This window comes from Sanguibacter sp. Z1732, from assembly GCF_051020515.1.
GTDB lineage: Bacteria > Actinomycetota > Actinomycetes > Actinomycetales > Beutenbergiaceae > CALKWS01.
This window is the reverse complement of the sequence record NZ_CP194857.1, coordinates 1,216,110-1,241,462: the sequence shown is the minus strand read 5'-3', so window position 1 is coordinate 1,241,462 and position 25,353 is coordinate 1,216,110. Positions and strand designations below refer to the sequence as shown.

The window sequence follows — 25,353 nt, the reverse complement described above, 5'->3', positions numbered from 1 at the left end:
GACGTGCGCCTGGTGAACGTGTTCCCCAAGTGCGAGACCTCCGGCGACGGGCAGGTCCGCGGGCGCCGCAACGCCATGATGGATGACTCCGACGTGGACTGGCACCGCCAGATCAAGGCCGCCGTGGGTGGGGTGACCGCCTCGGTGACCGGTGATCCAGCGGTGTTCGTGTCCGTCTCGGCTGCCTACCAAGGGCCCGACGGCGGCGGCCCGGTGGCCGCGATCGTGGACATGGGCGAGGAGCCGACCGGGTACCGCCCGCCGAAGCCGACCGCCTGAGCCGGCGGCTCGCCCGCCGCACCGCCACGCGCCGCACCACCCCGTCGCGCCGCGCCACCCCGTCGCGCCAGCCGCGCCGCTACATCACCCCGCCGCAACCGCCCAATGATGGTTGCGGCGGGTTGAGGCTGACCCCGATTCCCGGTCAGGTGGTTGGTTGGTCAGGCTGCCAGCGCGAGTTGGCGGCGTTCGTACTCTAGCGGGCTGATGTAGCCGATGGCGGAGTGGCGGCGGCGCGCGTTGTACCAGCCGTCGATCCAGGTGTAGGTGCCGCGGCGGGCGGCATCGATCGTGGCGAACGTGTGCCGGTAGTAGTACTCGTTCTTGAACGTGGACCAGAACGATTCCGCGGCGGCGTTGTCCCAGCACACTCCGGTGCGTCCCATCGACCTGAGCAGCCCCAGCTCGACAGCAGCGTTCGCGAGTTGCGCGCTGGTGTATTGGGTACCCCGATCGGCGTGGAAGATCACCTGGCGGGGCAGATCGCCGCGCAGTGCGACGGCCTGGCGTAGTGCGTCCTCGACGAGGTCGGCGTGCAAGCTGTCACCGACGGTGCGTCCGAGCACCCGGCGGGTGTTCCCGTCGCGGACGGCACACAGGTATGCCCATCCTTCACCGGTGTGCAGATACGTGATGTCGGAGAACCACGCGCGGTCCCGGTCACCCTGGTCGAATTGCCGTTCGACGAGATCGGGGACGGGGAACGGATCTGGTCCCTGCGCCGTGGTTGCGGGGTGCCAGGTCCGCGGGCTGATCCCGCTGATCCCGTCGACCCGCATGAGTTTCGCGACCGTCTTGCGCGACACGGCCACTCCGGCGTCCTGCAGATCAGCATGGATTCGTGGTGCCCCATAGGTGCCGTCGGAAGCGGCGTGGAACGCACGGATCTGCGCGGTCAGATCCGCCGCTCGCTGCTGTCGAGGAGTCGGTCCGGCAACTATCCGAGTCCGCCACTGGTAGAACCGGCGACGATCCACCCCCAGCAGCCGACACATCCGTGTGACAGTCATCGTGCTGTCCGGGTCGGCCTTCTCCGCTTCGATCACCGCGAACCGCTCCTCGGGTTCTGCTTCGACGCGAAGAAGGCCGCCGCTTTTCCCAGGAACTCGTTGTCCATCCGCAAATCCTGGTTCTCGCGACGCAGCCGCTCCAACTCAGCACGCTCGTCCACATCCAGTGACGCCTCGGGTCTGCCACCGCGAGCGCGCTCCTGCTGCACCCACCGGCCCAGCAGCTGCTCGCCGACACCGATCTCCCGCGCGACCGCGGCGATCGTCCGATCCGTATCGATCACCAGACGCGCGGCCTCACGCCGATACTCCGGCGTATACGACTTCCTCTTCTTGCTCGTGCTCATCACGGACATCCTCCCCGACAGGCCCGCGAACACGCGGAACCCGCCTGGTCAGTGACCGGAAACCGGGGTCAACCCCAGGTCAGGTGGTGCGGCGGATTCGCTGGAACTATCCAATTGGATGGTTGCAGCGAGTGGGGATGCGATGGGGTCGCCGGAACTATCCAATTGGACGGTTGCGGCGTGTGGTGGCGGGTGGCGGACGGCGTGTGGCGGCGCGAGGGGGTGGTGCGGGGTGGTGGCGCGGGGCGCCGCGCGGGTTACAGGTCCGCGGGGGTGTCGATGTCGCGGCCGGTGGCCAGGTCCGAGCAGTCCACGGCGAGCACGTCGCGGCCCCGGAGGTAGTCCCGGGCGCCACGGTCTCCCTGGGCGCTCGCGATCACCCCAGGCCAGTGCTCGCGGCCGATGAGCACCGGATGTGCCGGGCCGTGGCCGTAGTCCGCGCGGGCCAGCACGTCGGGCGCGGCGCGGTCGACCACCCGCGCGACGACGTCGGGCCCCACGTCGGGCAGGTCCACCAGGTGGATCCGCGCCGCGTCTGGGGTGGTCAGCGCCGGATCATCGCCATCCCCATCCCGGTCGGGGCGCCCGACCCCCTCGGCCAGCGACGCCAGGCCGGTGCGCAAGGAGGCGCCCATGCCGGTCGCCCAGTCGCCGGCCTCGAGTGCCTGCACGTCCAGGCCGTTCAGCAACGCCCGCGCCTCTTCTGCAGCGGCACCGAGGACGACGACGACGGGCGAGCAGCCGCCGTCGTGCAGTGCCCGGCCGGCGGCGGTGAGCCAAGGCGTGCCATCGACCGCGCGCATCAGCGCCTTCGGCCGGCCCATCCGCCGCCCGGCCCCGGCCGCCAGCAGGATGCCCGCCACGTTCGCCATCGAGCCAGCGTATCGATGCCGGCTCACGGCTCATGGGTACGGCCGGTGCCTGCCCGCTCAGAGTGCCGCCGGTACTTCCTCGCCCCGGGAGAACTGCGTGCGGTACAACTCGGCGTACCGGCCCTCGGCGGCGAGCAGCGCGGCGTTGCCCCCGGACTCCACGATCCGCCCGTCCTCGACCACCAGGATCGTGTCCGCCGCCTGGATGGTGGACAGGCGGTGCGCGATCACGATGGCGGTGCGCCCGGCCAGGGCCTCGGTGAGCGCGGCCTGCACGGCCGCCTCGGAGGTGGAGTCCAGGTGGGCCGTGGCCTCGTCCAGGATCACCACCCGCGGCTGGGCGAGCAGCATCCGCGCGATCGTCAGCCGCTGGCGCTCCCCGCCGGAGAGGCGGTACCCGCGCTCACCGACCACGGTGTCCAGGCCGTCGGGCAGCGAGGCGACCAGCTCACCCAGCCGCGCCCGGTGCAGCACGGCCCAGACGTCGTCGTCGGACGTCTCCGGCCGGGCCAGCGCGACGTTGGCCCGCACGGTGTCGTGGAACAGGTGCCCGTCCTGGGTGACCATCCCGATGGCATCGCGCAGGGAGTCGGTGGTGGCATCGCGCACGTCCAGCCCGCCGATGCGCACGGCGCCGGAGTCGACGTCGAACAGCCGCGGGATGAGGGAGGCGATGGTGGACTTTCCCGCGCGCGGTGGAGCCCACCAGCGCCACGGTCTGCCCGGGCTCGGCCCGCAGGTTCACCTGGTGCAGCACCGTGGCGCCGGCCCGCGGGTCCAGGGTGGCGACCTCCTCCAGGGAGGCGAGGGAGACCTGCTCGGCCGAGGGGTAGGCGAAGGAGACATCGTCGAACTCGACCGACAACGGCCCATCCGGCAGCGCCACGGCGTCGGGCTTCTGCCTGATGAGGGGGCGCAGGTCGAGCACCTCGAAGACCCGCTCGAAACTGACCATCGCGTTCATCACCTCCACCCGGGTGTTGGCCAGGGCCGTCAGCGGCGCGTACAGCCGGGTCAGCAACAGCGCCAGGGCCACCACTGCGCCGGCCTCCAACTCCCCGTCCAGGGCGAAGAACCCGCCCAGCCCGTAGACCAGCGCCAGCGCCAGGGCCGAGACCAGGGTCAGGGCGATGAAGAAGACCTCCTGGACCATCGCCGAGCGCACGCCGATGTCACGGACCCGGGCGGCCCGGGAGGCGAACTCGACCGACTCGCGGTCCGGGCGCCCGAACAGTTTGATCAGGGTGGCGCCGGCGGCGGAGAAACGCTCGGTCATCTGGGTGCTCATGGTCGAGTTGTGGTTGGCGGCCTCGCGGCGCAGCCGGGCCAGCCGCGCACCCATCCGCCGGGCCGGGAGCACGAACACCGGCAACAGCAGCAACGTCATCACGGTGATCTGCCAGGACAGTGAGACCATCGCGATCAGCGCCAGCACGAGGGTGACGACGTTGCTGACCACCCCGGAGAGGGTGTCGGAGAACGCGCGTTGGGCGCCGATCACGTCGTTGTTCAGCCGGCTCACCAGCGCGCCGGTGCGGGTGCGGCTGAAGAACGCCACCGGCATCGTCTGCACGTGGTCGTAGACCGTGGTGCGCAGGTCCAGGATCAGGCCTTCGCCGATGTTGGCCGACAGCCAGCGCTGTACCAGGCCGAACCCGGCCTCGGCGAGCGCGATGAGCCCGATCAGTGCGGCGGCGAGGATGACGACGACGCGCACCTCGGCGTTGTGGGTGATCGCGTCGATGACGCGCCCCGCCAGCAGGGGTGTGGCCACGGCCATGGCGGCGGTCAGGACGCTGACCAGGGTGAACCAGACGATCCGGCGCCGGTGCGGGACGGCGAATGCGGCGATCCGGGCCAGGGTGGCGCGGGAGAATGGCCGTCGGTCGTTCTGGGCGTGCATGGCGGTGTACATCGAGTGCCACGCGGTGGACTCCATGCTCATGGGGTGCTCCCCTGGGGTCGGGATAGTGCGGAGGGATCGTGCGGGCGCAGGTGGGGTTGCGCCGCTGGGCGGTCCCCAGCGGCGCAGAAGCCACTACTGTGTACCCTCAACCATGGTTGAGGTCAACGGGATTCTGGAGCGATCATGACCACAGCGCCCGCGTGGAACCACAACGAACTCAGCATCGGGGAGTTGGCCGCCCGCAGTGGCGCGGCGGCCTCAGCGCTGCACTTCTACGAACGCAAGGGCCTGATCACCAGCACTCGGACCGCGGGCAACCAGCGCCGGTACCGGCGCGACACCCTGCGCCGGGTGGCGCTGATCCGCATCGCCCACCGGGTGGGCGTTCCGTTGGCGCAGGTGCGGGAGGCCCTCGACGAACTGCCCGCCGGGCGGACACCCACGCGAGCGGACTGGCAGCGGCTCTCGGGGCGCTGGCGAACGGAGTTGGACGAGCGCATCCACCACCTGCAGCAGTTGCGCGATGACTTCACCGACTGCGTCGGGTGCGGGTGCCTGTCCATCGACCGGTGCGGGCTAGCGAACCCCGAGGACGTCTACGGCCGTCGCGGGCCGGGGCCGAGGCGGTTGCTAGAAGAGTGAGGGGCGGGAGGCCGGGCGCCCGCACCTGTGCCCAGGCTCCTCCGGGCACCGTGTGCCTGCGGGATCGTGGTGGGTTTACTCGTCGTCGAGACGGAAGCCGACCTTCAGGCCGACCTGGAAGTGCCCGATCTGGCCGTCCTCGACGTGGCCGCGGATCTGGGTGACCTCGAACCAGTCGAGGTTGCGCAACGTCTTGCTCGCCCGGGCCAGGCCGTTACGAATCGCGGGGTCGACACCTTCGGGGGAGGAGCCGACGATCTCGGTTACTCGGTACGTGTGATCGCTCATGGTTCATTGTGGCCGTGCTCGGTCCGCACCGCATGTGGGCCCGGCGCCGACGTCGGCCTCAACCGCAGGCTTCAACCGCAGCCTTCAACCGAGCGCCGACCGGATCCGCTTGGCGTACTCGGTGGCCTCGTCGTCGTCGTAGCGCTGGCGGGGCCAGAAGAACCCGCGCAGGCCGTCCTTACGGCGGCGCGGGATCACGTGGGAGTGCAGGTGGGCCACACTCTGGCTGACGACGTTGTTCATCGCCACGAACGTCCCATGTGCCCCTAGCGCCTCGGGCAGCGCGGCGGACACGCGCTGCACCGCGGCGAAGAACGGTCCCACCTGCGCCGGGGGCAGGTCCGGCAACGTCACGTGGTGCTCGCGCGGGATCACCAGCACGTGGCCCTTGAACAGCGGGTGGATGTCCAGGAAGGCCAACGCGTCCTCGGTGTCCAGCACCAGGTTCGCCGGCTCGGTGTGGTCGGCGATGCGGCAGAAGGCGCAGGTGTTCATGAGGCCCGGGAGAGGGGATGTGGTGTGGTGCGGGGTCGATCCATGGGGGTGATGATGGCAGCGGCTCGTTGCGCGCGCCCGTTGGCTGCGGGCGGCCGAGCGGGAGGAAGACCAGGACGACGGCACGCACCTGCTCTTGCGTGGCCACGTGCGCCCGGCGGTAATCCAGCCGCTGCTTTGGCGCAGTTATATGACCTCGACCTGCACCGAGTGCCACCCGCTGGCGCCGTCGGGCACCGGTGGCATGGCGCGTTCGGTCTGGGTGGCCCCGCTGCCGTCGGTGGCGCGTACGACGATCACGTGCTCACCGGGTGTGGCCTCCCAGTCCAGGTGCCACATCCGCCAGGCATCCACGCTGGGCTCGGCGGCCAGGGTGGCCTGCTGCCAAGGCTCGTTGTCGATCCGGACCTCGACTGCGCTGATGCCGCGGTGCTGGGCCCAGGCCACCCCGGCGATCACCGTCGCCCCGGCCTGCACGCGCTCGCCGGCCGGGACGTCGATGCGCGATGCGGTCTTGATCGGCCCGCGCTCGGACCAACCTCGCGGGCTCCAGTACCCCTCGTCGTCGGCGAACCGGGTGACCTTCAGATCTGTCACCCACTTGGTTGCCGACACGTACCCGTACAGCCCGGGCACCACCAGCCGCACCGGGAATCCGTGCTGGGCCGGCAGCGGCCGCCCGTTCATCGCCACCGCCAGCAGGGCGTTGCGCTCGTCGGTGAGGACGTTCAGCGGAGTGCCGGCGCTCCACCCGTCGGCGCTGGTGGACAGCACCACGTCCGCATCCGGGTCCGGCTCGGCCCGGGCGAGGAGCTCGCGCACCGGCCACCCGGTCCATACCGCGTTACCGACCAGGTCCCCACCGACCGGGTTAGACACGCACGTCAGTGTCACGGCCGCCTCCACCATCTCCTGGGCCAGTAAGTGATCGAAGTCGATCTCCACCTCCCGTTCCACCAGGCCGTGCACCCGCAGCCGCCACGTGCCCGGGTCCACCTGCGGCACCGCTAGCGCGGTATCGATCCGGTAGAAGGCGTCGTTCGGGGTTCGCCAGGGCGAGAGTCCCTCCACACCCGGATCGACCTGTGCCGGAATCACCACCGGCTCGGCCACGGCCGGCACGGTGAACATCTCCCGTGCGGCGCGCACCACCTGACCGGCGCCCTGCAGCGCCCGGCCGGCCACGATACCCAGCGTCCCCAGTACCGTCAGCGAGGCGCCCCAGACCAGCACCGAACGCCGGTCGGTGCTCGTGGCCGGCTGCTCCACCCCGGCCTGCCGTTGCGGGCGCGGCCGGCTGAGCCCGTTCATCACGAACAGGCCGACGACGACGGCGACCGCGGTGGGTACGACGTCGCCCACCTGCGCCCCAGGACGGGTGAGCACCGCCGTCGTCCCCACCGCACCCACCACCACGAAGGTGAGCATCGCCGTCGTCATCCGGCTGGCCGCAAGACGCCCGATGCCGGCGCAGACCACGGCCAGCATCACGCCCATCCCGACCAGCAGCACGGTCTTGTCCGCGGCGCCGAAGGTGGCGATGGCGATGTCGCGCAGCCACGCCGGCGAGTAATCGACGGTCGTGTCGGCCACTGCCAGCAGCGGTGACGGGGTGGCCCCGGCGCCGCCGGTGCGGGTGAGCAGGGCAGCGCCGATCTCCGCCATGCCGAGGGTCACCGCCCCCGCGGCCACCCCGGCCAGCGCGGCTTCTGCTGCGGAGCCCCGGCTCATCACCCCATGATCGCACTAGGTGGTAACTCATCCGCATGTGCTGATCCATCGCGATCAGTCCGGAAGGTGAACTTGACCTAGACCTGTCGCGCCGCCTTGTCAATCCGCAGCTACCGGGGCACACCGGATGTGGCCGGAACCGTTGGTGCGGACTGGGCCGAGCGGCCCCGCGTCAACGCCGCCCCGGCGGGACCCCGATCGTCGAGGAACTCGAAACCACCTGCCTGCATGCGCCCGACCCGAACCTCCAGCCCGGCACCAACCCAAGGGAGACGGCGGGGCGCGGCGTCCGTAGAAACGGCATCGAAAGCAGGCGACGCGCCGAGGCAATGCCACCTCAGATCCGCATCGCTAGCGTATTGAGGCCGATTCTTAGGAGTGGCCCTGAACGCTCGTTTCGATCGCCGCCAAAAGGTGTACGACCTCGTTGGGAATTTCGGTACGCCTGTGCGCTCGCGCGAGAGCGGTCGTTGACACGGTCCTGTATCCACTGGCCTGAAGGAGAATATTGAACTGAGAGATGATCCTCTTGGGCCCCGGAACTTCGCAACGCGATGATTGATGCTGTCAGGGGTGCGCACGGCATGAGTCGTGAGGACGCGTTGCGAGAAACTGCCCGCATCTTCGGTGTGGCTCGCCGCCTCGGTTCCAATGTCAGAGGCAGACTCGAAGGCGTTCTTCGCGGCGCGATCTCGGAGAGGCTCCTTGTCGAGCAGGGCGGAACGGTTCAAGAAGCAACGAGTGAATAGTTGGGGCGGTCCAGTTCCGCATCCATCCGCCTCGGCGCTGAGCCCGCCCATACTCACCCCCCGGTTCCGCCTCCGAGCAGCACCGCCCGCCGGTAGCGTTCAGGTTCGACGAACTGGCCGAAGGGGATCATGAGGTTCGCGCGACTTCGATACGCGGCGTTGCTGGCAGGACTGCTGGCGCTGGTGGCGGCCGGGTGCACCTCCCCGGCACCGGACGACTCCCCGGCACCGGACGCTTCCCCGGATGAGGGGGTCACCGCGGCTCCCGTCGAGGACGAGGACGGGTTGCTGCCTTCCCCAAACGCGCCGGACGACGAACCGCCAACCACCACCACGACCACCCTGGTTCAGGCCGCCGTGGCGGCCGGGCAACTGGATGAGCCCACCGGCCTGATGTACCGGGTGTGGGGTCAGTTCAACGACCCGCGCCTGCCGCGGGAGTACCGCGGGGAGTCCGCCTCCCACGATTCCGCGGCGCTGAACCAAGCGGTCCGGGAGTTGGACACCCTGCCTGCCGAGGTAGCCGAGGCCGTGGGACCGTATCTGCTGCGCCCCACCGACCCGCAGAGCGCGTTCAGCCACAGCCCGGACGGGGCAGGCGACAGCCAGAACGACGGCGACAACCAGGACGGCGAGGACTCAGACGCTGAGGCCGGCGCCGAGGGCGCCGAGGCGCGGGGGTGGCAGCAGGCTGCGCTGACGTGGACCCAGGTGAACGCCCCCGAGAACAACGACCCAGCCGGCCGGCAGTGCCCGGGCGACTGGGAGACCCGGGCCAGCGACCAGGTCCCGATCCGGGTGTGGATCTGCGCCGACCGCGGTGCGGGCACGGTGGGAGCCGAGGAGGCGTTGGAGGCCGTCATCGGGATCGTCGATGGCACCGTGCCGGAAATGACCAAACCCGTTCCGGAGGGCATGGGCCCCCCGAAGCCGGACAGGCCCGCTGATGATCCGCATCCGGACTCCGATGACAAGGTCGACATCTACCTGCTCGATGCGGGCTGGCTCGGCCCGGAACGCCGAGGCGAGGTGAGCAGGATCGATAGTGGCGCCGGGGGCTTGGCCATCCCGACCCGTCCGGCTGGGCGTACCGCCTCCAGCGGCTACGTCCTGATCGACGCTGGCGTCCTGGAGGACCACGGAACCGGTCCGGATTCGGAGTTGGCCCGTGTGGTGGTGCACGAGGTCTTCCACGTGCTCCAGTTCGCCCACCACGACCACCTCGATGAACGCTGGTTGATCGAGGGCACCGCAACCTGGGCGGAGCGGTACTACCTGCCCGGAGACTTCGGGGATGAGCACCTGCGGCACCTGCACAGGATGCAGAGGGAGGACGACTCGCTGGTTGCCGAGACCCATCCGGACAAGCCCTACGCCACCGCCCTCTGGGCGATGTTCATGGAACAGACGGCCGGGGCCCAGTCCATCTTCAACACCTGGCAGGACTTGTCGGGAACCGGCGGCGCGCACGAGGACGTGCTGGCTGCGATCAACGCGTACGTGCCGGTCGAGACCAGGTTCCCCGATTTCGTGATGCGGATGGTCAACGCCAACCCGGCGGGCAACCCCATCGGTACCCGGTTCGTGCACCTGGACCCCAACTTCCCAGATGACGTGCTGCCCCCGATGCCCGACCACGACCTCGGCGACGACGCCCTGACCATCGACCACACCGGCGTCCCCGGACTGGGGTATGAGTACCACATCGTCTACCCCGAGGGCTCGCGCGAGGAAACGGCCGGGGTGCGCGTGACCGTCGAACTTCAGGACGAGGGCACGCCCAAGATGGAAGCGATCGTGCGCGACGAGCGTGGCAGATACAGCCGGCGCACGGTCAGCCTCACACCGGACGGCAGCGAGTTCTGCGTCGCCGGGATCCTCATGCTCATCGTGTCCAACTCGCACACCGACCCCGGTGCGGCCCTGTCGGGTGAGGCCACCGTGGAGCGGATCCACGATCTGCACTGCGACCCGCCCGCGGGGGAACTGCTCCTGGAGATGGAGGGTCAGTACGACGACCCACCCACCGCGACACCGGTCACCATCCACGCGGAGGTGCACTGGAACGGTGCCCTCCAGGTTCACCTCGAACAGACCGAGGACGGCGGCGCGCCCCCCCCCTACCCCCCATACCCGGGTTCGACGAGGACGATCTGCGGCCGCCCAGCCTTGACGACGGCGTCACGCGGTACTCGGGCGCGGGGTCGTTGTGGTCGGTGCACGGGTCGTTCCGAAGCGAACGCTGCTCTCCCTACCTAGGGTGCGAAGACCATGTGGTCGAGCAGCGGTTCGAGGGCCAGGCCACCCTGGGTGGGATGTGGGGGGAGACCGAGGACGGCGGCTACCTCACCGCAGAGGTCGACGACAGCGGTATGCAGTTGCACGGGAGGCTACCGGTGACCGTCACCACCGTCATCCACCACCCCAGACGGGAGACAACCACCCACACGGAGGTCGAGCACTGGCCGCTGACCTGCCACACCGGCCGGCCGTTCCACCACGTGACCGCGGGCCATGACATCTACTTCCCCCCGGACCGCGGCACCACGCTCACCGGCCACCTGAACGATGAGGACCACGCCGTGATCGACGTCGAATGCTCCCAGACGTGGCAGCCCACGACCGCCGGCTCCTCCGGCACCACGACCTTCACCGTCAACGGCATCCTCATCGTCGACGACTGACCCCGCTGCTCGGCGGTTGGCGCTGCGCCCCCACTGGCAGCACCCGCGGTGTTCGGCGACAGTGGCATGACCACCACTGGGCGGGTGACGATCACCCCAGACGACGGGAGGCCGTCATGATGCAGATGCACACCACGCCCGAGGGCCTGATCGAGGTGACAGCCTCGGGCACAGTCACCGAGGAGGACTACGAGCACCTCTCCCCAGATCCACGCGGCGCTGGACCAGCATCCGCGCCTACGGATGCTCGCCGATCTGAGCCGGATGGAGGGCCTGAGCCCCAGCGGGGTGAAGGAGGACGTGAAACTCGCCCTCTCCCGCCTGGGAGATCTGTCCAGGTTCGAGCGGGTGGCGGTGCTCACCGACGGCGGGGTGGTCCGGGCGCTGTCCAAGGCCGGAGGCGCGCTCATCCCGGGCGTGACCGTGGAACTGTTCGAGCCCGGTCAGCGCCAGCAGGCGCTGGCATGGCTGCAGGAGGCCGCCGGCAGCTGGTGATGTTCGGGGGAGATACGGGGCGACTACTCGCCTGCTCGCATGATGGCGACCGCAAGGTCGACTAGCGTTCCGGCGCGGCGCACGAGCGGCTTGGCCTCTTCGGCGGTCACGAGCGATGTTCCATACTCCACGTCAATCTTTGCCGACACCAATTCGCGCAGCGCGCTCTCCGCTGAGGCTGCGCGGGGTTGCGTCGCCAGCGGCAGGAGTGTGGCGACCTGCGGCCAAGTTGGCTTCTGCGGAGCCGAGATGTTCCTGCGCTTTACGCAGACAATCCTTCGCGTGATTGCGCTGCCCAGCGGTGACCATCAGACGCTCCCTCGCACGCCGCTCGGCATTGTTCCGACAAGAGGGATGCCATCCCTGAGGATGTCAATCACCACGGGTTCGCCAGATGCGCTGAGATCGGCGAACTCGCTCGGGGTGAAGACCAGGACCTCGCAGTCGATTCCGAGGCGGGCGCGGACGGCATCCTCGAGCGCCACGCGCTGATCCCATCCTGGTGGTGCGATGACCGCAAGATCGACGTCGCTACGAGACGTAGCCTCATCGCGAGCGACCGAACCGAAGAGGAGCATTGACACCTCGGCGTCACCAACCAGGCTCTCGACGGTTTCCCGAAGCATGCCGATCGGACTGAGGATTGCGCGCAACGGCCCAACGGCGGCGTGGTCCTGATTGATCGTGTGGATGCCGGCTCGCCCCACTGCTCGGTAGCGACCAACCCGAGTTCGGTCAGCGTCCTCAGCGCCTCCTGCACTGCCCCGAGGCTATGGTTGTCCCTGACGAGGCGATGAATCTCACGCCCGGTCAGGGGCGTCCCGGTGCGCAGTAGGGCCGCTAGGACAGCGCCCCGCGCACCGGGGATAATCCCGCCGAAGGCCTGACCGAAATCGGTACAGTCGCTTCTGTGAGCACGCTCAGCACGGCGCTGGCAGCCCAGCGCCTCAGCGCCGACGATCCAGGGTGGACGCTGCTGCGTGCCCAGCACGCCGCAGTGGCCATCGCGATCCTCGGCGAGCACCTCGGGGGGGAGGACAAGCGGCTGCCCGCCCCGGTCTTGTTCAGCAAGGTCGATGAGGATCTGGCGGTGCTGCGCGATCACGGCTTCGACCTTCCCCAGACCGCCCAGCAGTACTGCGCCTCCTGGCGGGAGTCCGGCTACCTCATCCGCCGAGCGGCCGAGACATCGCGCGAGGAGGTCTTCGAACTGTCGGAAGGGGCCCTGACAGCGATCCGTTTCGTCACCCAGCTGACTGATCGGCGTCAGACCGTTACCGAATCCCGGCTCACCACCATCTTGCAGCGGGTGCGGGAACTCGCCGTGGAAACCGACCCGGACGCCGCCTCCCGGTTGCGGGCCTTGCGCGAGGAACGCGACCGCCTCGAGACCCAGATTGAACGCGTCGGCGCCGGGGACTTCGAGGTGCTCGAGACCGACCGGGCCCTGGAACGGGCCCGCGACATCCTCGCCCTCACCGAGGAACTGCCGGCGGACTTCGCCCGAGTACGTACCGAGATGGAACAACTCAACCGTTCACTGCGCGAGCGACTCATCGAACAGGAGTCCTCCCGCGGTGCGGTACTGGAGGACATCTTCCGCGGCGTGGATCATCTGGCCGCTTCCGAGGCCGGCCGCACCTTCACCGGCTTCTACTCCCTCATCCTCGACCCCGAACGCAGCGCCGAACTGGAAGTTCACCTGACCGACCTGCTTGAGCGCCCCTTCGCCGAGGAGATCCCGCCCCGGCAAGCCCGGCGCCTGCGCAGGATGCTGCCGAGCCTGCAGGATGCCAGCGGGGAGATCCACCAGGTGATGACTGCGTTCTCCCGCAGTCTGCGCCGGTTCGTACAAAGCCAGGAGTTGGTCGAGGACCGGCGTATCCACCGGCTGCTGCGCCGGACTCTGCGCACCGCGATGGATCTGAGCGACCACGTCCGTCCCTTCCACCGCGTCGGTGTGGACCTGGACCTGACCTCGGTCCCGATGGGTTCGGTGGGGGAGTTGCGTCTGCACAACCCGGCCGATTCGGAGGTCACCGAGGACATCACCACCGTCGAGGCCGAGCCGGTGGACGTGGCCGCGCTGCGCGAACTGGCTCGGGCCTCGGAGATCGACATGAAGGAACTCACCGGGAATGTCGCGGCGGTGCTGGCCGAAGCCGGCCCGTCCACCATCGGCGAGGTTCTCACCGCCCGGCCTGCTACGCAAGGGGTGGCCTCGGTCGTCGGACTCCTCGTCCTCGCCGAGCAGCACGGCACCGACCTGGGCGGGGTCGAATTGGTGAGGTGGACCTCGTCCACCGGTGTGGAACGCACCGGAACCGTGCCGGTGTACCTGTTCACTACGGCGGTGGCGTGAAGCCGACCGAGCGCACACGACGGCAGGCTTGCACCGGAGGGCGGTGGGCCGCGGCCGCCTGTCACACCCGAGGCTTACCCTGGCAGGCGTGATGGACACCGACTCCGCCGCGGCCCCCAGCCCTCTGTGGGACGGGGACACCGGCACCCTGCGCGAGGTCTCCAGGCGCACCCTGGTGCAACTGCTCCGCGGGCCCTACCTCTCGGCGCGCCGCCACCCGCAACTGTGGACAGCGCTGCTGGGCGATGAGTACCCGATCCGCTCCCGGTTGGCCGACGCGTTCCTCGACCTGATCATCGACACCGAGGCCGAGATCGCGTTCGTGCGCAACGCTGAACCGGAGGAGGTCGATGCCCCCCGTGTGGTCCGCTCGGCCCCGATGACCTTTCTGGACACGGCCATGCTGCTGCACCTGCGTCAACAACTCCTGCAAGCCGGCAGCGGCGAGCGCGTCATCGTCGGTTCCGATGAGATCGCCGACCAACTCCAGGTGTACCGCGGCCGCGACGACGCCGACCCGGCGATGTTCGCCAAACGGATCAATTCCTCGCGTCGCAAACTGGTCGATTACGGGATCCTCGCCCGCACCAGCACCGAGGGCCGCTTCGAGATCTCACCGGTGCTGCGCCTGGTCTTCGGGGCTGAGGAGGTCGCCGCGGTCCAGGCCGAGTTCGACCGGCTTGCCACAAGGGATGACGACGCATCCCCGGCCGCGGGCACGGGTCCGCAGCGAACCCGGCCCCGGCAGGAGGGGGACGACGACGCACCAACGGAACCGGAAGACTCGCCACAGGAGGAACTCACCTGATGTCCGCGACCCTCACCCACACCGGTCAGTGGCGACTGGAACGGCTCGAGGTGGTCAACTGGGGCACATTCCATGGCCACCACCGCATCGGTATCCCGCGGAAGGGGTATCTGCTGACCGGGCATTCCGGTTCGGGCAAATCCTCCTTGGTGGACGCGATCGCCGCAGTGCTGGTCCCGCGCGGCAAGTTGCGTTTCAATGCCGCCGCGGCAGACGGGGCCACCCGCCGCGCCGATCGCACCACCCTCAGTTACATCCGGGGCGCCTGGCGCCGCCACGCCGATGAGGAGAGCGGTGAGGTAGTCAGTGACTACCTGCGGCGCGGGGCCACCTGGAGCGGGATCCTGCTGCGTTACAGCGACGGAACCGGCAACAGCGTCACGTTGGTGAAGTTGTACCACCTCCGCCGGGGTGCGAACACCCCGGCGGAGGCCACCGAGTTGCACGTGCTGAGCCAGGAACCGGTGGATCTGCCGGACTTCGAGCCGTACGTGCGGGGCGGTCTGGAAGTGCGGCGGATCAAGAGCACCTGGCCACAGGCGCTGGTCACCAACCGGCACTCGGTGTTCTCCGCCCGCTTCTGCCGGCAGCTGGGCATCGCTGGGGAGAACGCCCTGGTGCTGTTGCACAAGACCCAGGGCGCCAAGAGTCTGGACAATCTCGACGACCTGTTCCGCACGTTCATGCTCGATGAACCGCCCACCCGGGCGCTGGCCAATACGGCGGTGGAGCAGTTCGCCGATCTGTCCCAGGCGCACGCCCACGTAGTGGAGGCCCGTACCCAGGTCGAGGTGCTCACCCCGCTGACCGAGTACGTGGCCGACCACGACCAGCGTGTCGCAGCCGCTCAGCAGGCCGAGGGGTTGCGCACCGCTCTGGCGCCGTTCCGGGACACCTGGAAGCACGCCCTGGCCGAGGAGGCCCGCACCCAGGCCCGGTCCCGGATGCGTAGCGCCGAACACGACCTGCAGGCTGCCACCGCCGCCACCGCCGAGGCCCGGTCCGACCTGGACCTGGCGCGTCAGGTGGTGGCCGAGCGCGGGGGTAGCGCCCTGGAGATGCAACGACTCAAGGTTGAAGGCGACGAACTGCGCCTGGCTGCGGCCCGCACCGCCCGCGACCAACTCGCCGGTGACCTGGCCCAGGTCGGCGTGGCCATGCCCACCAGTTTCGATGAGTTCACCGAACTGCAGTCCACCGCGCGGCGGGAGGCCGACCGCGCAAAAGAGGCCGAGGCGGTCAGGCGGGAGCAGGCCGAGAAACTCCACGACGAGGCCGCGACCCTGCGCGGGCGGAAGCGTGCCATCGACACCGAACTGAAAGCGCTGCGCGGGGTGCGGTCCAACCTGGACGCCCGGCTGCTGGCCGCCCGGGACCTGCTGTGCCGGGCGACGGGCCTGTCGCCGTCGTTCCTGCCCTTCGCCGGTGAGTTGCTGCAGGTGCGCGGTGAGCACGCCGAGTGGACCGGAGCGATCGAGCGGGTGCTGCGGCCGTTGGCCACGGTGCTGCTGGTACCGGCGACTCACCGCGAGCGCGACACGGCCGCGGTCGACGCCCACCACCTGGGTACACGGCTGTCGTTGGAGAGTGTGCCGGCGCAAACCGAGAGCCCGCGGCCGGTGCGTACCGAGTTGTCACTGGTCCACCGGGTGGAGGTGGCCGAGGGCCCGATGGCGCCCTGGCTGCATGCCACCCTGAGCAGAAGTTACGATTACGCCTGCGTCGACTCCGCCGGTGAACTGCATGAGCATGACCGGGCGGTCACTCGCGCCGGGCAGGTCAAGCGCGGCCGCACCAGGTATGAGAAGGATGACCGGTCCCGAATCGATGACCGCTCCCGGTGGGTGCTGGGTTTCGACAACGCCGCCAAGGTCGAACTGTTCCTGGAGGGATTGCGCCAGGTCCACACCGAACTCGATCAGATCAACGGTCGCCTCGGGCGGCTGGCGAAGGAGCAGCAGGTCGTCCAGGCCCGCGCTTGGGTGCTGGAGCGTCTGGAACGCCGCGAGTGGTCGGCCATGGATGTGCCCGGCGCCGAGGACGCGCTGGCGCGCAGCAGTGCCAGGCTGGAGGAACTGCGTGCCGGCAACACCGACCTCCACGCCGCAGAATTGGAGGCTGAGCGCGCCAAGGAGTCCGTGCGGCAGGCCGAGCAGGCCGAGCAGGTCCAGCGCGACGCCCTCGCCCACGTGAAGGCCGAATTGGAGGCGGTGCAGAAGGTCCTTGCCGAGATCGAGCCAACCCCTGGCGCGGTCCCGGTGGCACATCAGGAGGAACTCGAACATCGCTTCCACGCGGCCCGCACCCGCCGCACGGTCACGTACGACACCATCGACCGGGTTGCCACCACCGTCAGCGCCGAACTCGTGGAGGAGCGTGATGCGGCTGTGGGCGCCGCACGTCGGGCGGAGGGTGCCATCACGGCAATCGCCCGGGACTTTCGCGGGCGCTGGCCGGCACTGGCTGCCGACTTGACCGGCGATGTGGCAGACCGCGGCGGCTACCTGCAGATACTGCACCGGTTACAGGCCGATCGGCTGCCGGAGTTCGAGGATCGGTTCTTCGACCTGCTGGAGCAGCAGTCCCAGCGCAACGTGGTGCAACTGGCCAACCAGATCCGCCGGGCACCGCAGGAGATCCGGGACCGGATCGCTCCGGTGAACGCCTCGCTGCGCCGTTCGCCGTTCGACGTGGACCGGTTCCTGGACATCAAGGTCACCGACAACCGCTCGGCCGCGGCCAAGGAGTTCCTCGCCGACCTCAAGACCATCACCACCGGTTCCTGGGGCGCGCGCGACCGCGCCGACGCCGAGGCCGCTTTCGAGGTGATGTCACGCATCATGGGTCGCCTGGCCTCCTCCGAGCATGCCGACCGCACCTGGCAGGACCTGTGCCTGGACACCCGCAAGCACGTGCGCTTCATCGCCCGGGAGATCGACGAAGAGGCTCGGGTGCTGGCCGTGCACGACTCCGGTTCGGGCTTATCGGGTGGGCAGAAGCAGAAACTGGTGGTGTTCTGCCTGGCGGCCGCGCTGCGCTACCAACTCGCCGACGAAGGGCAGGACCTGCCACGGTTCGGCACCGTCGTCCTCGATGAGGCCTTCGACAAGGCCGACACCGCCTTCACCTCCATGGCGATGGACATCTTCCGTGAGTTCGGTTTCCACATGATCCTGGCCACCCCGCTGAAGTTGCTCCAGACCCTGGAGGAGTACGTCGGCGGAATCGGCCTGGCCACGTGCACGGACCGCAAGCAGTCCACCGTGGGTGTGGTGGGCTTCGACGACGTGGCCGCGCTGGCAGGTGCGCCGTACGACCGCGGCGAAGGACCCGAGGAGAACAGCGCACCCGCCGGGGAGCACGACCGGTCAGCCGGTAACGGCCGGCCGGCGCGACCTGAGCAGGACGACGAGTACGACTACGGCACGTTACCGCTGGAGATGCCCACATGACAGCGGAGGCATCATCGGGGATTCCGTCGCCGCCGGTGCCGCGGAAGCGGCGCACGTGATCACCCTTTCGAACGCGCGGGAGCGGGCCCGGGTGCGCTACGACCGCCAGCACATCACCTGGGCGCTTGCCGCCGCCACGGCAGGGGCGGCGCAGCACGAGGTGGCACAGCAGGGCTCAGCACGGCCGGACTCCGTGCGGCAGGCGTCGGCAGAGCCAGAACCGCTACTCAGCCTGCCGCTGCATCCGCCCACTGAACTGGTTGCGTTGGGCGATCCGGCTGCGGCCGCCGCCTGGGTGGCGTCCTGGCGGGCGGCCGACCTGCCCGGAGTGGTGTGGCAAAGACGACGCTGGGCGAGCCTGGGCACACAGGAGGTGCCGGTGCGCCTGCACCTGACCGATGCTGCGCAGGTGGCCGCGATCGCCGGGCGCAGCGGGCACTGGCGCACCATCTCCGCCCGGGTGTCCGACCTGCTGGGGGAGTGGGCAGGGCGCACCGGCGACGGGGGCGAGACGCTGCGCCGGGCTGTCCGTGGCCACGCTACCGCCCTGACCGCGCTGCCCGAGGAAGATTACGTACGTACGCCTTCGGGCGGTGCTGACCTGGCTGGTGGACCACCCGGACTCCCGGATGTACATCCGCCAGTTGCCGATTCGCGGGGTGGACACCAAGTGGACCAAGAACCACCGAGGTCTGGTCAGCGGGCTGCACCGGGCCGTCACCGCCCGCGCGGACCTGGGGCTGGCAGGTATGCCCGACCTGGTCCGGGCACGCTTTCTCGATCCGGCACTCGCGCCTGCTCCCGGGCTGCTTGACCTGAGCGCACCAGCGAGTCAACTCGATGGCCTCCAGGTGGAGCCCTCGGGCGTGCTGGTGGTGGAGAACCTGGAGACCCTGGTGGCGTTGCCGCACTTCCCGGGCGTCGTCGTCGTGCTCGGCAGCGGGCACGCGGTGGACCGGCTGCCGGCTATCGGTTGGCTGCGCCGGGCCCGGCTGTGGTACTGGGGCGATCTGGACAGCCATGGCTTCGCGATCCTGGATCGGTTCCGTGCCCACTGCCCGCAGGTGATTTCAGTGCTGATGGACACCGGCACCCTGCAGCGCCACCGGGACCTGTGGGTTCCCGATCCCAAACCCACCCGTGCCGAACTGACCAGGTTGACCGAGGCCGAGGCATCGACGCTGGCGATGTTGCGTGCCGAGGGCGATGTTCGCCTGGAGCAGGAACGCCTCGACCTGACCGGCGCCGTGACCCATCTGCGTGGCGCACTGGACCTCATTCCATCGACGCCGCCCAGGCGTCCAGCCCCTCCTGGATCTGGGCATCGGTGCGCTTCTGCACCCGGGTCATGATCGTCCAACGCACCCCGAACGGGTCCTGGATGGAGGCGAACCGGTCCCCGGTCACCTCGAAGTCGGCCGCTTCCTCCCGCACCCGCGCCCCGCGCTCGCGGGCCGCCTGCAGCACCGCATCGACGTCGGGAACGTAGATCGCCAGGCTGAAACTGACGTCGTCATCCGCGGGGTTGTTGGCCACGGTGTGGAACGACTCGTTCGGGTCCATCACGGTCATCCGGCCGTGGCCCATGGTCAGTTCACAGTGCCAGACCGACCCGTCCGGGCCGTCCATCCGGGTCGCGACCTCGGCGCCGAACACGGCCGCGTAGAAGTCGATCGCGGCGCTCGCCGGGGCGACCACGATCAGTGGGCTGAGGGTGGTGAAGCCGTCGGGCAGATAGTGCGTGCTCATGGGCTCCAGCCTCCCTACAGTGACGCATGTGGGGCTTGAAGATCCGCGACAACCTCCTGCCGCCAACGCCGGCCGCCAGGGCGCGGTGCTGTGGCCGGAGGCCGGCGCCCGGGTGTTCGACACCGGTCGCCTGAGCGTGCCCGCGCCCCTGGATCAGGTGGTGGCCTACTACTGGTGGGTCACCTGGCGCCACGAGGAACCCGCGCCCTTCCGCCAGCAGGTGCTGTCCCACCCGGTCACCCACCTGACCGTCGAGGCCGCCGAGGGCGGAATTCTGCACCACCGCACCGTCCCGGCCGCGCTCGTGCACGGCCTGGTCACCAAGGTCTTCACCGTCGACCTGCCCGTGGCCGGGCGGGTGGCCGGCATCGCCTTCCACCCCGGCGGCCTGGCCGCCCTGCTGGACCGGGACGTACGGGATTTGACCGACGCCGTCGTCGTCGCCGAGGAGGTCTTCGGGCCCGCCGTCACCGGGTTCACCGAGCAGGTCCTGGAAGCCGACGACGATGAGGCTCGCCGCGACATCGCCGTCACCTTCCTGAGCACCTACTGGGCGCACCGGGCCGAGCAGGTGCGCGCCGATTCGGGGTATGCGGTGGTGCGGGCGGCGGTGGAGTTGATGCGCGAGCGCGAGCACGTGACGCTGGCAACGATCGCCGAGCACGTGCACGTCTCGGTGCGCACCCTGCAACGGTTGTTCACCCGGTACGTGGGCGCCTCCCCGCTCTGGGTGCTGCGCCGCCACCGGCTGCAGGACGCCGTGGCCGCCCTGGACGCCGGTGCGGGCGAGGACCTCTCGGCGCTCGCGGCCTCCCTGGGGTTCGCCGACCACGCCCACTTCACCCGCGCCTTCACTCAGGTGATCGGGGTGCCACCGTCGCGTTACCGGGCGGCGCAGCGCTAGCGACTGACCCATCTGGCCGAGGCCCGGACCGCGGCGGCGGTGGCCATCTATGACTGGGTGCCGTAGGCGCGCAGGAAGGTCTGCGCCCCGGCCAGGGCCTTGCGCCGCACCCGGGCCCGTGACATCGGCGGGGCGCCCAGCATCCGGCGGTCCAGGTCCGCGCCCATCACCAGGAACGCGAAGTGCTCGGCGGCCAGGTCCGGGTCCTCGGCGGCCAACTGGCCGCGCTCGGTGAGTTCAGCGAAGGCGGCCGCGAGGGCGGTGAGGACCGCCTCGGGGGCTCTGGTGCGGTACTGCTGGGCCAGGTCGGGGAACTCCGCGGACTCGGTGGCCACCAGCCGGCGCAGGTCGGTCACCTGCCCGATCAGCACGTCCTGGGCCAGGCGCACCGCCAGGTGCGGCAGGTCCGGGGTCGCCTCGGCCACGTTCTCGATCTCGGTCACCAGATCGGCGATGAAGGTCTCGGCGATCGCGATCGAGGCCTCGAGTGCGGTGCGGAACAGGGCTTCCTTGTCCTCGTACAGGTTGTAGATGGTGCGCTTGGTGATGCCGGCCCGGGCGGCGACGTCAGCGACGCTGGTGTCCCGGTAGCCCTGCTCGGCGAAGCAGTGCCGGGCCGCGTCGATGATGCGGGCTCGTGAGCGCAGCACCCGGGGGTCTTCCATGTTCGGCTCCCATCTTTTACACTCATCAGTATAAGAGGTGAGACGATGGCCGATACCGCACCCACACTGAACCGCGACGCCGCGATCACCCGCAGCCTGCTCGGCTGGGGCGTGGTGGCCGGGCCGTTCTACCTCATCGTCGGCCTGGTGCTGGCGCTGACCCGCCCCGGCTTCGACCTGAGCGCCCACGCACTCTCGCTGCTCACCCTGGGTGAGGGCGGGTGGATGCAGCGGGCCAACCTGGTGCTGAGCGGGCTGATGGTGCTCGCGGCCGCCTACGGCATCTTCCGGGCGATCCGCAGCGGGCGCGGGCTCGCGATCTCCGCACTGGTGGCCGTCTACGGTGCCGGCCTCATCCTGAGCGCGATCTTCCGGCCGGACCCGATGGCCGGGTTCCCGCCGGACGCCGCAGAGGCCACCGCTTCCACCGGGGGGATCCTGCACCTGGTGTTCGGGGCTCTGGGGTTCCTCGCCCTGGCCGCGGCGGCGCTGGCGTATGCGGCCTGGATGCGCGCGGACTCGGTCCCCGGACCCCGGTGGCCGGCGATCGGCCTCGCGGTGCTGATCGTGGCCGGGTTCGTCGGCGGGGCGGCGCTGGCCACCACCCCGGCCGGGGTGGCGCTGCTGTGGCTGGCCGTGACCGCCGGCTGGCTCTGGCTCGCCCTGGCGTGCGCGCGGATCTACCGCTGGGTACCGCACCCGGACACCGGAGTTGTCGCGTAAGAAGCCGGCCGGCCGGTACCCGAGCCGTACCCAAACTCCGAGGCCTACCAGTGGTACCCGCCGACCGTCTTCCGGCGGGTGCGGACCGGCGGCAACGGCGTTAGCGTCGAGAACATGCGATCGTCGAACCCACTGCACGAGCCGGCCGCCCACCTCCCGGACGGCGTGAAGATGCCGATGCTGGGTTTCGGGACGTGGCAGATCAGTGGCGAGCAGTGCCGCCGCGCCGTGGCCACCGCCCTGGGTGCGGGGTACCGGCACCTGGACACCGCCGCGATGTACCGCAACGAGGCTGAGGTCGGCCAGGCGCTGGTGGACTCGGGGCTGCCCCGCGAGGACGTCTTCATCACCACGAAGCTGTTGCCCGCCGACGCCGCCCGGGCCCGCGAGGCGTTGGATGACAGTCTGGCCGTCCTGAACGTACCGAGCGTGGACCTCTACCTGATCCATTCACCACCTGAGGAGGGTGGCCCCGGCATCTGGGAGCAACTGCTCGCCGCCCGCGAGGAGGGGCTCGCCCGGGCTGTGGGCGTGAGCAACTACAGCATCGAAGAGGTCGATGAGCTGATCGAGGCCACCGGAGTCGCCCCGGCGGTGAACCAGGTGCGGTGGGCGCCGTCGGTGCACGACCCGGTGTTCCTGGCCGAGTCCGCCGAGCGCGGCGTCGTCGTGGAGGGGTACAGCCCGTTCCGCAGCAGCAACCTGGAGGACCAGACCCTGGGCGCCATCGCCGATGCCCACGATGTCACCCCCGCCCAGGTGGTGCTGCGCTGGCACCTGCACCACGACATCGTGGTGATCCCCAAGTCGGTCACGCCCAAGCGGATCCGCGCCAACGCCGACATTCTCGGTTTCTCCCTGACCGCCGACGAGGTGGCCCGCATCGACGCCCTGGCGGGCTGAGCGTCTGCAGGCGGTCCCGGGCGTGGCTGGACGGGCGGCCGTGGGCTCGGCAACCGCACCGGTTATGGTGGGAGGGGCCGTAGTCGCGCGGGAACACGGGGCACGAGCCGCCCAGTCAGTGAGAGACAGATGAAACTATTCGTCAAGTGCCGTGTCTGAATGAAGAGCAGACGCTGCCCATGGTGCTGGCATCCATCCCCACCCGGATCCCGGGAATCGAGTCCATCGAGATCCTCATCATCGATGACGGCTCCACCGACCGGACCGTCGAAGTGGCGCGCGCCCACGGGGTCAAGCACGTGGTCAGCCACGTGGGCACCATGGGCCTGGCGCGTTCGTTCCGCGACGGTGTCGACTACGCCCTGGCTCACGGCGCGGACATCGTGGTGAACACCGACGGCGACAACCAGTACCCGCAGGAACGCATCGCCGACCTGGTGCAACCGCTCGTCAACGGCAGCGCCGACATCGTCATCGCCGACCGCCAGACCGCCACCACCCCGCACTTCTCGCCCTTCAAGAAACTCATGCAACGGGTCGGCTCCGCGGTGGTGAACAAGGCCGCAGGCACCGACCTGCCCGATGCGGCCAGCGGCTTCCGGGCCTACTCCAAAGTCGCCTTGCTGCGCCTGAACGTGGTCACCACCTTCTCCTACTGCATGGAGACCATCATCCAGGCCGGGAACAAGCGGCTGCGGATCGCCTCGATGCCGGTCCAGACCAATCCGAAAGCCCGCGAATCACGCCTGTTCAGCCACATCGGCCAGCACATGGCTCGCTCGGGCTCGGCGATCGTGCGCTCCTACCTGATGCACAAACCGCACTACATCCTGGGCGCCCTGGGCACGCTGCTGCTGATCCTCGCGGCGATACCGTTCGTGCGGTTCGCCGTGTTCTGGCTGCAGGGAAACGGCGCCGGACACGTACAGTCACTGATCTTCGGGACCGCGATGCTCATCGGGGGGCTGCTCTCCTTCGCGCTGCTGGTGATTGCCGACCTGCAGCGCACCAACCGGGTGCTGCTGGAGGAGACCCTGGAGCGCCTCAAGGTCATGCAGTACCCGCCTACGCACAAGCACGACGACGAAAGTGCGGGCAGCGTAGAGCAGGGCAGCACAGACCGGGGTGGGGCGAGCGCGAAACGGGCTGCGTCGTCGCCGGCCGTGCCGCACAGGCTCAGGGGAGCGCGATGATCACCACACTCAAGCGCGTGGCCAAGAACCTGCTCGCCGTCCCGGCGGTGCGCAAGGTCTACGAGGGCGGAACCCGGGCCACGCTCAACCTGTTCGGCTCCCACCGGCTGCCCGCGACGGCTTACTCGGTGCCCGGGCTGCTCACCTTCAACCGGGAGCAGTACGCGGTGCTGTCCGGGCGGCGCGCCTACTACCGGGCGCTGAGCACCTCCCGGCCCACCCACGTGGAACTGCGGCGCAATATCCACCGCCTGGAGAAGGGGATGTCGATGCAGCCCCGCCGCCCGGTGTTCGCCCGGGACTACATCGCCGAGACCGTGGACTACTACCGCGTCGCCGCCGCCGGGCAGGCCGGCGACCGTTCGATCGAGCGCGACGAACTGCTCTGGGCGCGCGAGGTCCTCACCGAGTACTTCGAGATCGTCCCGGACGGGGACCCGGGGGTGGATCGGGCCCGGTCGCAGTTCGCGGCGATCCCAGTGCCCGACGGCGAGACGAACGGGGTGCCGATGCGCCCCTATCCGCAGCGCGACATCAAACCCAGCGACATCACCTATGACCAGCTCCTCGCCCTGGCCAAGCAGCGCCGCTCGATCCGGTGGTTCCAGCAGCGCCCGGTGCCGCGGGACCTGATCGACAAGGCCCTGCTGGTGGGCCGGGAGTCCCCGACGGCGTGCAACCGGCTCCCGTATGAGTTCCTGGTGTTCGACGAGCCCGAGATGGTGCGCAAGGTCGCCTCGATCCCGTTCGGCACGGCCGGGTACCACCACCAGATCCCCACGGTGATCGTGGTCAAGGGCAACCTGGACAACTACTTCTCCCCGCGGGACCGGCACGCCATCTACATCGACAGTGCACTGGCCACGATGGGGTTCCTGTACGCCCTGGAGACCCTGGGCCTGAGCTCATCGGTGATCAACTGGCCCGACTTCGAGCCGCTGGAGATGAAGCATGGCGAAGACCCTGGGCCTAGCCCCCCACGAACGTGTCATCTGCCTGATCGCCGTCGGGTACGCCGATCGCGACGCGCTGGTCGCCTCCTCACCGAAGAAGTCCCTCGACGTGCTTCGCCGTTTCAACGTTGCGCGGTGAGGGC

The 25,353-nt window shown here is 69.5% G+C and carries 22 protein-coding genes and 3 pseudogenes; 16 read left to right on the top strand and 9 right to left on the bottom strand.

Annotated features, from left to right (window positions below; genetic code table 11):
• Positions 1–3: 3 nt before the first annotated feature.
• A complete protein-coding gene (locus tag ACRRRO_RS06645; protein ID WP_424795703.1) occupies positions 4–279 on the top strand; it encodes a ring-opening amidohydrolase in 276 nt (91 codons plus the stop codon).
• A 161-nt stretch (positions 280–440) separates the two neighbouring features.
• Here ACRRRO_RS06645 and ACRRRO_RS06640 read toward each other — a convergent pair.
• The 3 genes and pseudogenes from ACRRRO_RS06640 to ACRRRO_RS06630 all read right to left on the bottom strand — a co-directional run bounded on the left by ACRRRO_RS06640 (position 441) and on the right by ACRRRO_RS06630 (position 4,453).
• A protein-coding gene (locus tag ACRRRO_RS06640; RefSeq protein WP_424795704.1) for an IS3 family transposase occupies positions 441–1,636 on the bottom strand; the annotation gives its coding sequence in 2 pieces (ribosomal slippage) (positions 441–1,366 and positions 1,366–1,636; 1,197 coding nt in all).
• A gap of 257 nt (positions 1,637–1,893) precedes the next feature.
• Complete coding sequence (locus ACRRRO_RS06635) at positions 1,894–2,508, bottom strand: nucleotidyltransferase family protein (protein WP_434081275.1); 615 nt, start codon at positions 2,506–2,508, stop codon at positions 1,894–1,896.
• 57 nt (positions 2,509–2,565) lie between these two features.
• Positions 2,566–4,453 (bottom strand): annotated as a pseudogene (locus ACRRRO_RS06630) (ABC transporter ATP-binding protein).
• 144 nt (positions 4,454–4,597) lie between these two features.
• Here ACRRRO_RS06630 and soxR point away from each other — a divergent pair.
• On the top strand, positions 4,598–5,056 hold the full coding sequence (soxR, locus tag ACRRRO_RS06625) for a redox-sensitive transcriptional activator SoxR (RefSeq protein ID WP_424795707.1): 459 nt from the start codon (positions 4,598–4,600) through the stop codon (positions 5,054–5,056).
• 75 nt (positions 5,057–5,131) lie between these two features.
• On the opposite strand, the gene ACRRRO_RS06620 is transcribed toward soxR, so the two are convergent.
• From ACRRRO_RS06620 to ACRRRO_RS06610, 3 genes are all read right to left on the bottom strand, one after another.
• Positions 5,132–5,344 carry a dodecin gene (locus ACRRRO_RS06620; protein ID WP_424787097.1) on the bottom strand — a complete coding sequence of 71 codons (213 nt, stop codon included), beginning with the start codon at positions 5,342–5,344 and terminating at the stop codon, positions 5,132–5,134.
• A gap of 84 nt (positions 5,345–5,428) precedes the next feature.
• Positions 5,429–5,839, bottom strand: a complete 411-nt coding sequence (locus tag ACRRRO_RS06615; protein WP_424795708.1) for an HIT family protein — start codon at positions 5,837–5,839, stop codon at positions 5,429–5,431.
• 186 nt (positions 5,840–6,025) lie between these two features.
• Complete coding sequence (locus tag ACRRRO_RS06610) at positions 6,026–7,570, bottom strand: molybdopterin-dependent oxidoreductase (protein WP_424795709.1); 1,545 nt, start codon at positions 7,568–7,570, stop codon at positions 6,026–6,028.
• Positions 7,571–8,448: 878 nt separating this feature from the next.
• Here ACRRRO_RS06610 and ACRRRO_RS06605 point away from each other — a divergent pair.
• From ACRRRO_RS06605 to ACRRRO_RS06595, 3 genes are all read left to right on the top strand, one after another.
• The gene (locus tag ACRRRO_RS06605) at positions 8,449–10,578 is read left to right on the top strand and encodes a hypothetical protein (RefSeq protein WP_434081274.1); all 2,130 of its coding nucleotides are present in this window, start codon (positions 8,449–8,451) and stop codon (positions 10,576–10,578) included.
• Between the two features lie 14 nt (positions 10,579–10,592).
• Positions 10,593–11,003 carry a hypothetical protein gene (locus tag ACRRRO_RS06600; RefSeq protein WP_434081273.1) on the top strand — a complete coding sequence of 137 codons (411 nt, stop codon included), beginning with the start codon at positions 10,593–10,595 and terminating at the stop codon, positions 11,001–11,003.
• A gap of 207 nt (positions 11,004–11,210) precedes the next feature.
• On the top strand, positions 11,211–11,498 hold the full coding sequence (locus ACRRRO_RS06595; protein ID WP_434081560.1) for an STAS/SEC14 domain-containing protein: 288 nt from the start codon (positions 11,211–11,213) through the stop codon (positions 11,496–11,498).
• A gap of 308 nt (positions 11,499–11,806) precedes the next feature.
• On the opposite strand, the gene ACRRRO_RS06590 is transcribed toward ACRRRO_RS06595, so the two are convergent.
• Positions 11,807–12,205 (bottom strand): nucleotidyltransferase domain-containing protein, encoded by a 399-nt coding sequence (locus ACRRRO_RS06590; protein WP_434081272.1) that lies wholly within the window; start codon positions 12,203–12,205, stop codon positions 11,807–11,809.
• 203 nt (positions 12,206–12,408) lie between these two features.
• On the opposite strand from ACRRRO_RS06590, the gene ACRRRO_RS06585 reads away from it, so the two are divergent.
• From ACRRRO_RS06585 to ACRRRO_RS06565, 5 genes and pseudogenes are all read left to right on the top strand, one after another.
• Positions 12,409–13,860, top strand: coding sequence for a DUF3375 domain-containing protein (locus ACRRRO_RS06585; protein WP_424795713.1), 1,452 nt, complete (start codon positions 12,409–12,411; stop codon positions 13,858–13,860).
• Positions 13,861–13,951: 91 nt separating this feature from the next.
• Positions 13,952–14,668 carry a DUF4194 domain-containing protein gene (locus tag ACRRRO_RS06580; RefSeq protein WP_424795714.1) on the top strand — a complete coding sequence of 239 codons (717 nt, stop codon included), beginning with the start codon at positions 13,952–13,954 and terminating at the stop codon, positions 14,666–14,668.
• Positions 14,668–18,120 carry an ATP-binding protein gene (locus ACRRRO_RS06575; protein WP_434081271.1) on the top strand — a complete coding sequence of 1,151 codons (3,453 nt, stop codon included), beginning with the start codon at positions 14,668–14,670 and terminating at the stop codon, positions 18,118–18,120. Before ACRRRO_RS06580 ends, ACRRRO_RS06575 begins: the two co-directional genes overlap by 1 nt.
• A gap of 55 nt (positions 18,121–18,175) precedes the next feature.
• A pseudogene (locus ACRRRO_RS06570) lies at positions 18,176–18,685 on the top strand (DUF3322 domain-containing protein); the annotation flags it as partial.
• 28 nt (positions 18,686–18,713) lie between these two features.
• On the top strand, positions 18,714–19,472 hold the full coding sequence (locus ACRRRO_RS06565; protein WP_434081270.1) for a Wadjet anti-phage system protein JetD domain-containing protein: 759 nt from the start codon (positions 18,714–18,716) through the stop codon (positions 19,470–19,472).
• Here the strand turns inward: ACRRRO_RS06565 and ACRRRO_RS06560 are convergent.
• On the bottom strand, positions 19,396–19,869 hold the full coding sequence (locus ACRRRO_RS06560) for a VOC family protein (RefSeq protein ID WP_424795717.1): 474 nt from the start codon (positions 19,867–19,869) through the stop codon (positions 19,396–19,398). The two genes, ACRRRO_RS06565 and ACRRRO_RS06560, sit on opposite strands and share 77 nt — an antisense overlap.
• Positions 19,870–19,897: 28 nt before the next feature.
• Here ACRRRO_RS06560 and ACRRRO_RS06555 point away from each other — a divergent pair, with 28 nt between their 5' ends.
• Positions 19,898–20,773, top strand: a complete 876-nt coding sequence (locus ACRRRO_RS06555; RefSeq protein ID WP_424795718.1) for an AraC family transcriptional regulator — start codon at positions 19,898–19,900, stop codon at positions 20,771–20,773.
• Positions 20,774–20,820: 47 nt separating this feature from the next.
• Here ACRRRO_RS06555 and ACRRRO_RS06550 read toward each other — a convergent pair whose 3' ends face one another.
• Positions 20,821–21,438, bottom strand: a complete 618-nt coding sequence (locus tag ACRRRO_RS06550) for a TetR/AcrR family transcriptional regulator (RefSeq protein ID WP_424787088.1) — start codon at positions 21,436–21,438, stop codon at positions 20,821–20,823.
• A 45-nt stretch (positions 21,439–21,483) separates the two neighbouring features.
• Here ACRRRO_RS06550 and ACRRRO_RS06545 point away from each other — a divergent pair, with 45 nt between their 5' ends.
• The 5 genes and pseudogenes from ACRRRO_RS06545 (at position 21,484) to ACRRRO_RS06525 (ending at position 25,349) form a co-directional block, all read left to right on the top strand.
• Positions 21,484–22,161 carry a DUF998 domain-containing protein gene (locus tag ACRRRO_RS06545; RefSeq protein WP_424795719.1) on the top strand — a complete coding sequence of 226 codons (678 nt, stop codon included), beginning with the start codon at positions 21,484–21,486 and terminating at the stop codon, positions 22,159–22,161.
• A gap of 114 nt (positions 22,162–22,275) precedes the next feature.
• Positions 22,276–23,064 carry an aldo/keto reductase gene (locus ACRRRO_RS06540; protein ID WP_424795720.1) on the top strand — a complete coding sequence of 263 codons (789 nt, stop codon included), beginning with the start codon at positions 22,276–22,278 and terminating at the stop codon, positions 23,062–23,064.
• A 179-nt stretch (positions 23,065–23,243) separates the two neighbouring features.
• Positions 23,244–24,257, top strand: a complete 1,014-nt coding sequence (locus tag ACRRRO_RS06535) for a glycosyltransferase family 2 protein (protein WP_434081269.1) — start codon at positions 23,244–23,246, stop codon at positions 24,255–24,257.
• Positions 24,254–24,931: pseudogene (locus tag ACRRRO_RS06530) on the top strand (nitroreductase family protein); the annotation flags it as partial. The gene ACRRRO_RS06535 and the pseudogene ACRRRO_RS06530, both read left to right, overlap by 4 nt.
• A gap of 277 nt (positions 24,932–25,208) precedes the next feature.
• The gene (locus ACRRRO_RS06525) at positions 25,209–25,349 is read left to right on the top strand and encodes a hypothetical protein (protein WP_434081268.1); all 141 of its coding nucleotides are present in this window, start codon (positions 25,209–25,211) and stop codon (positions 25,347–25,349) included.
• Positions 25,350–25,353: the final 4 nt, after the last annotated feature.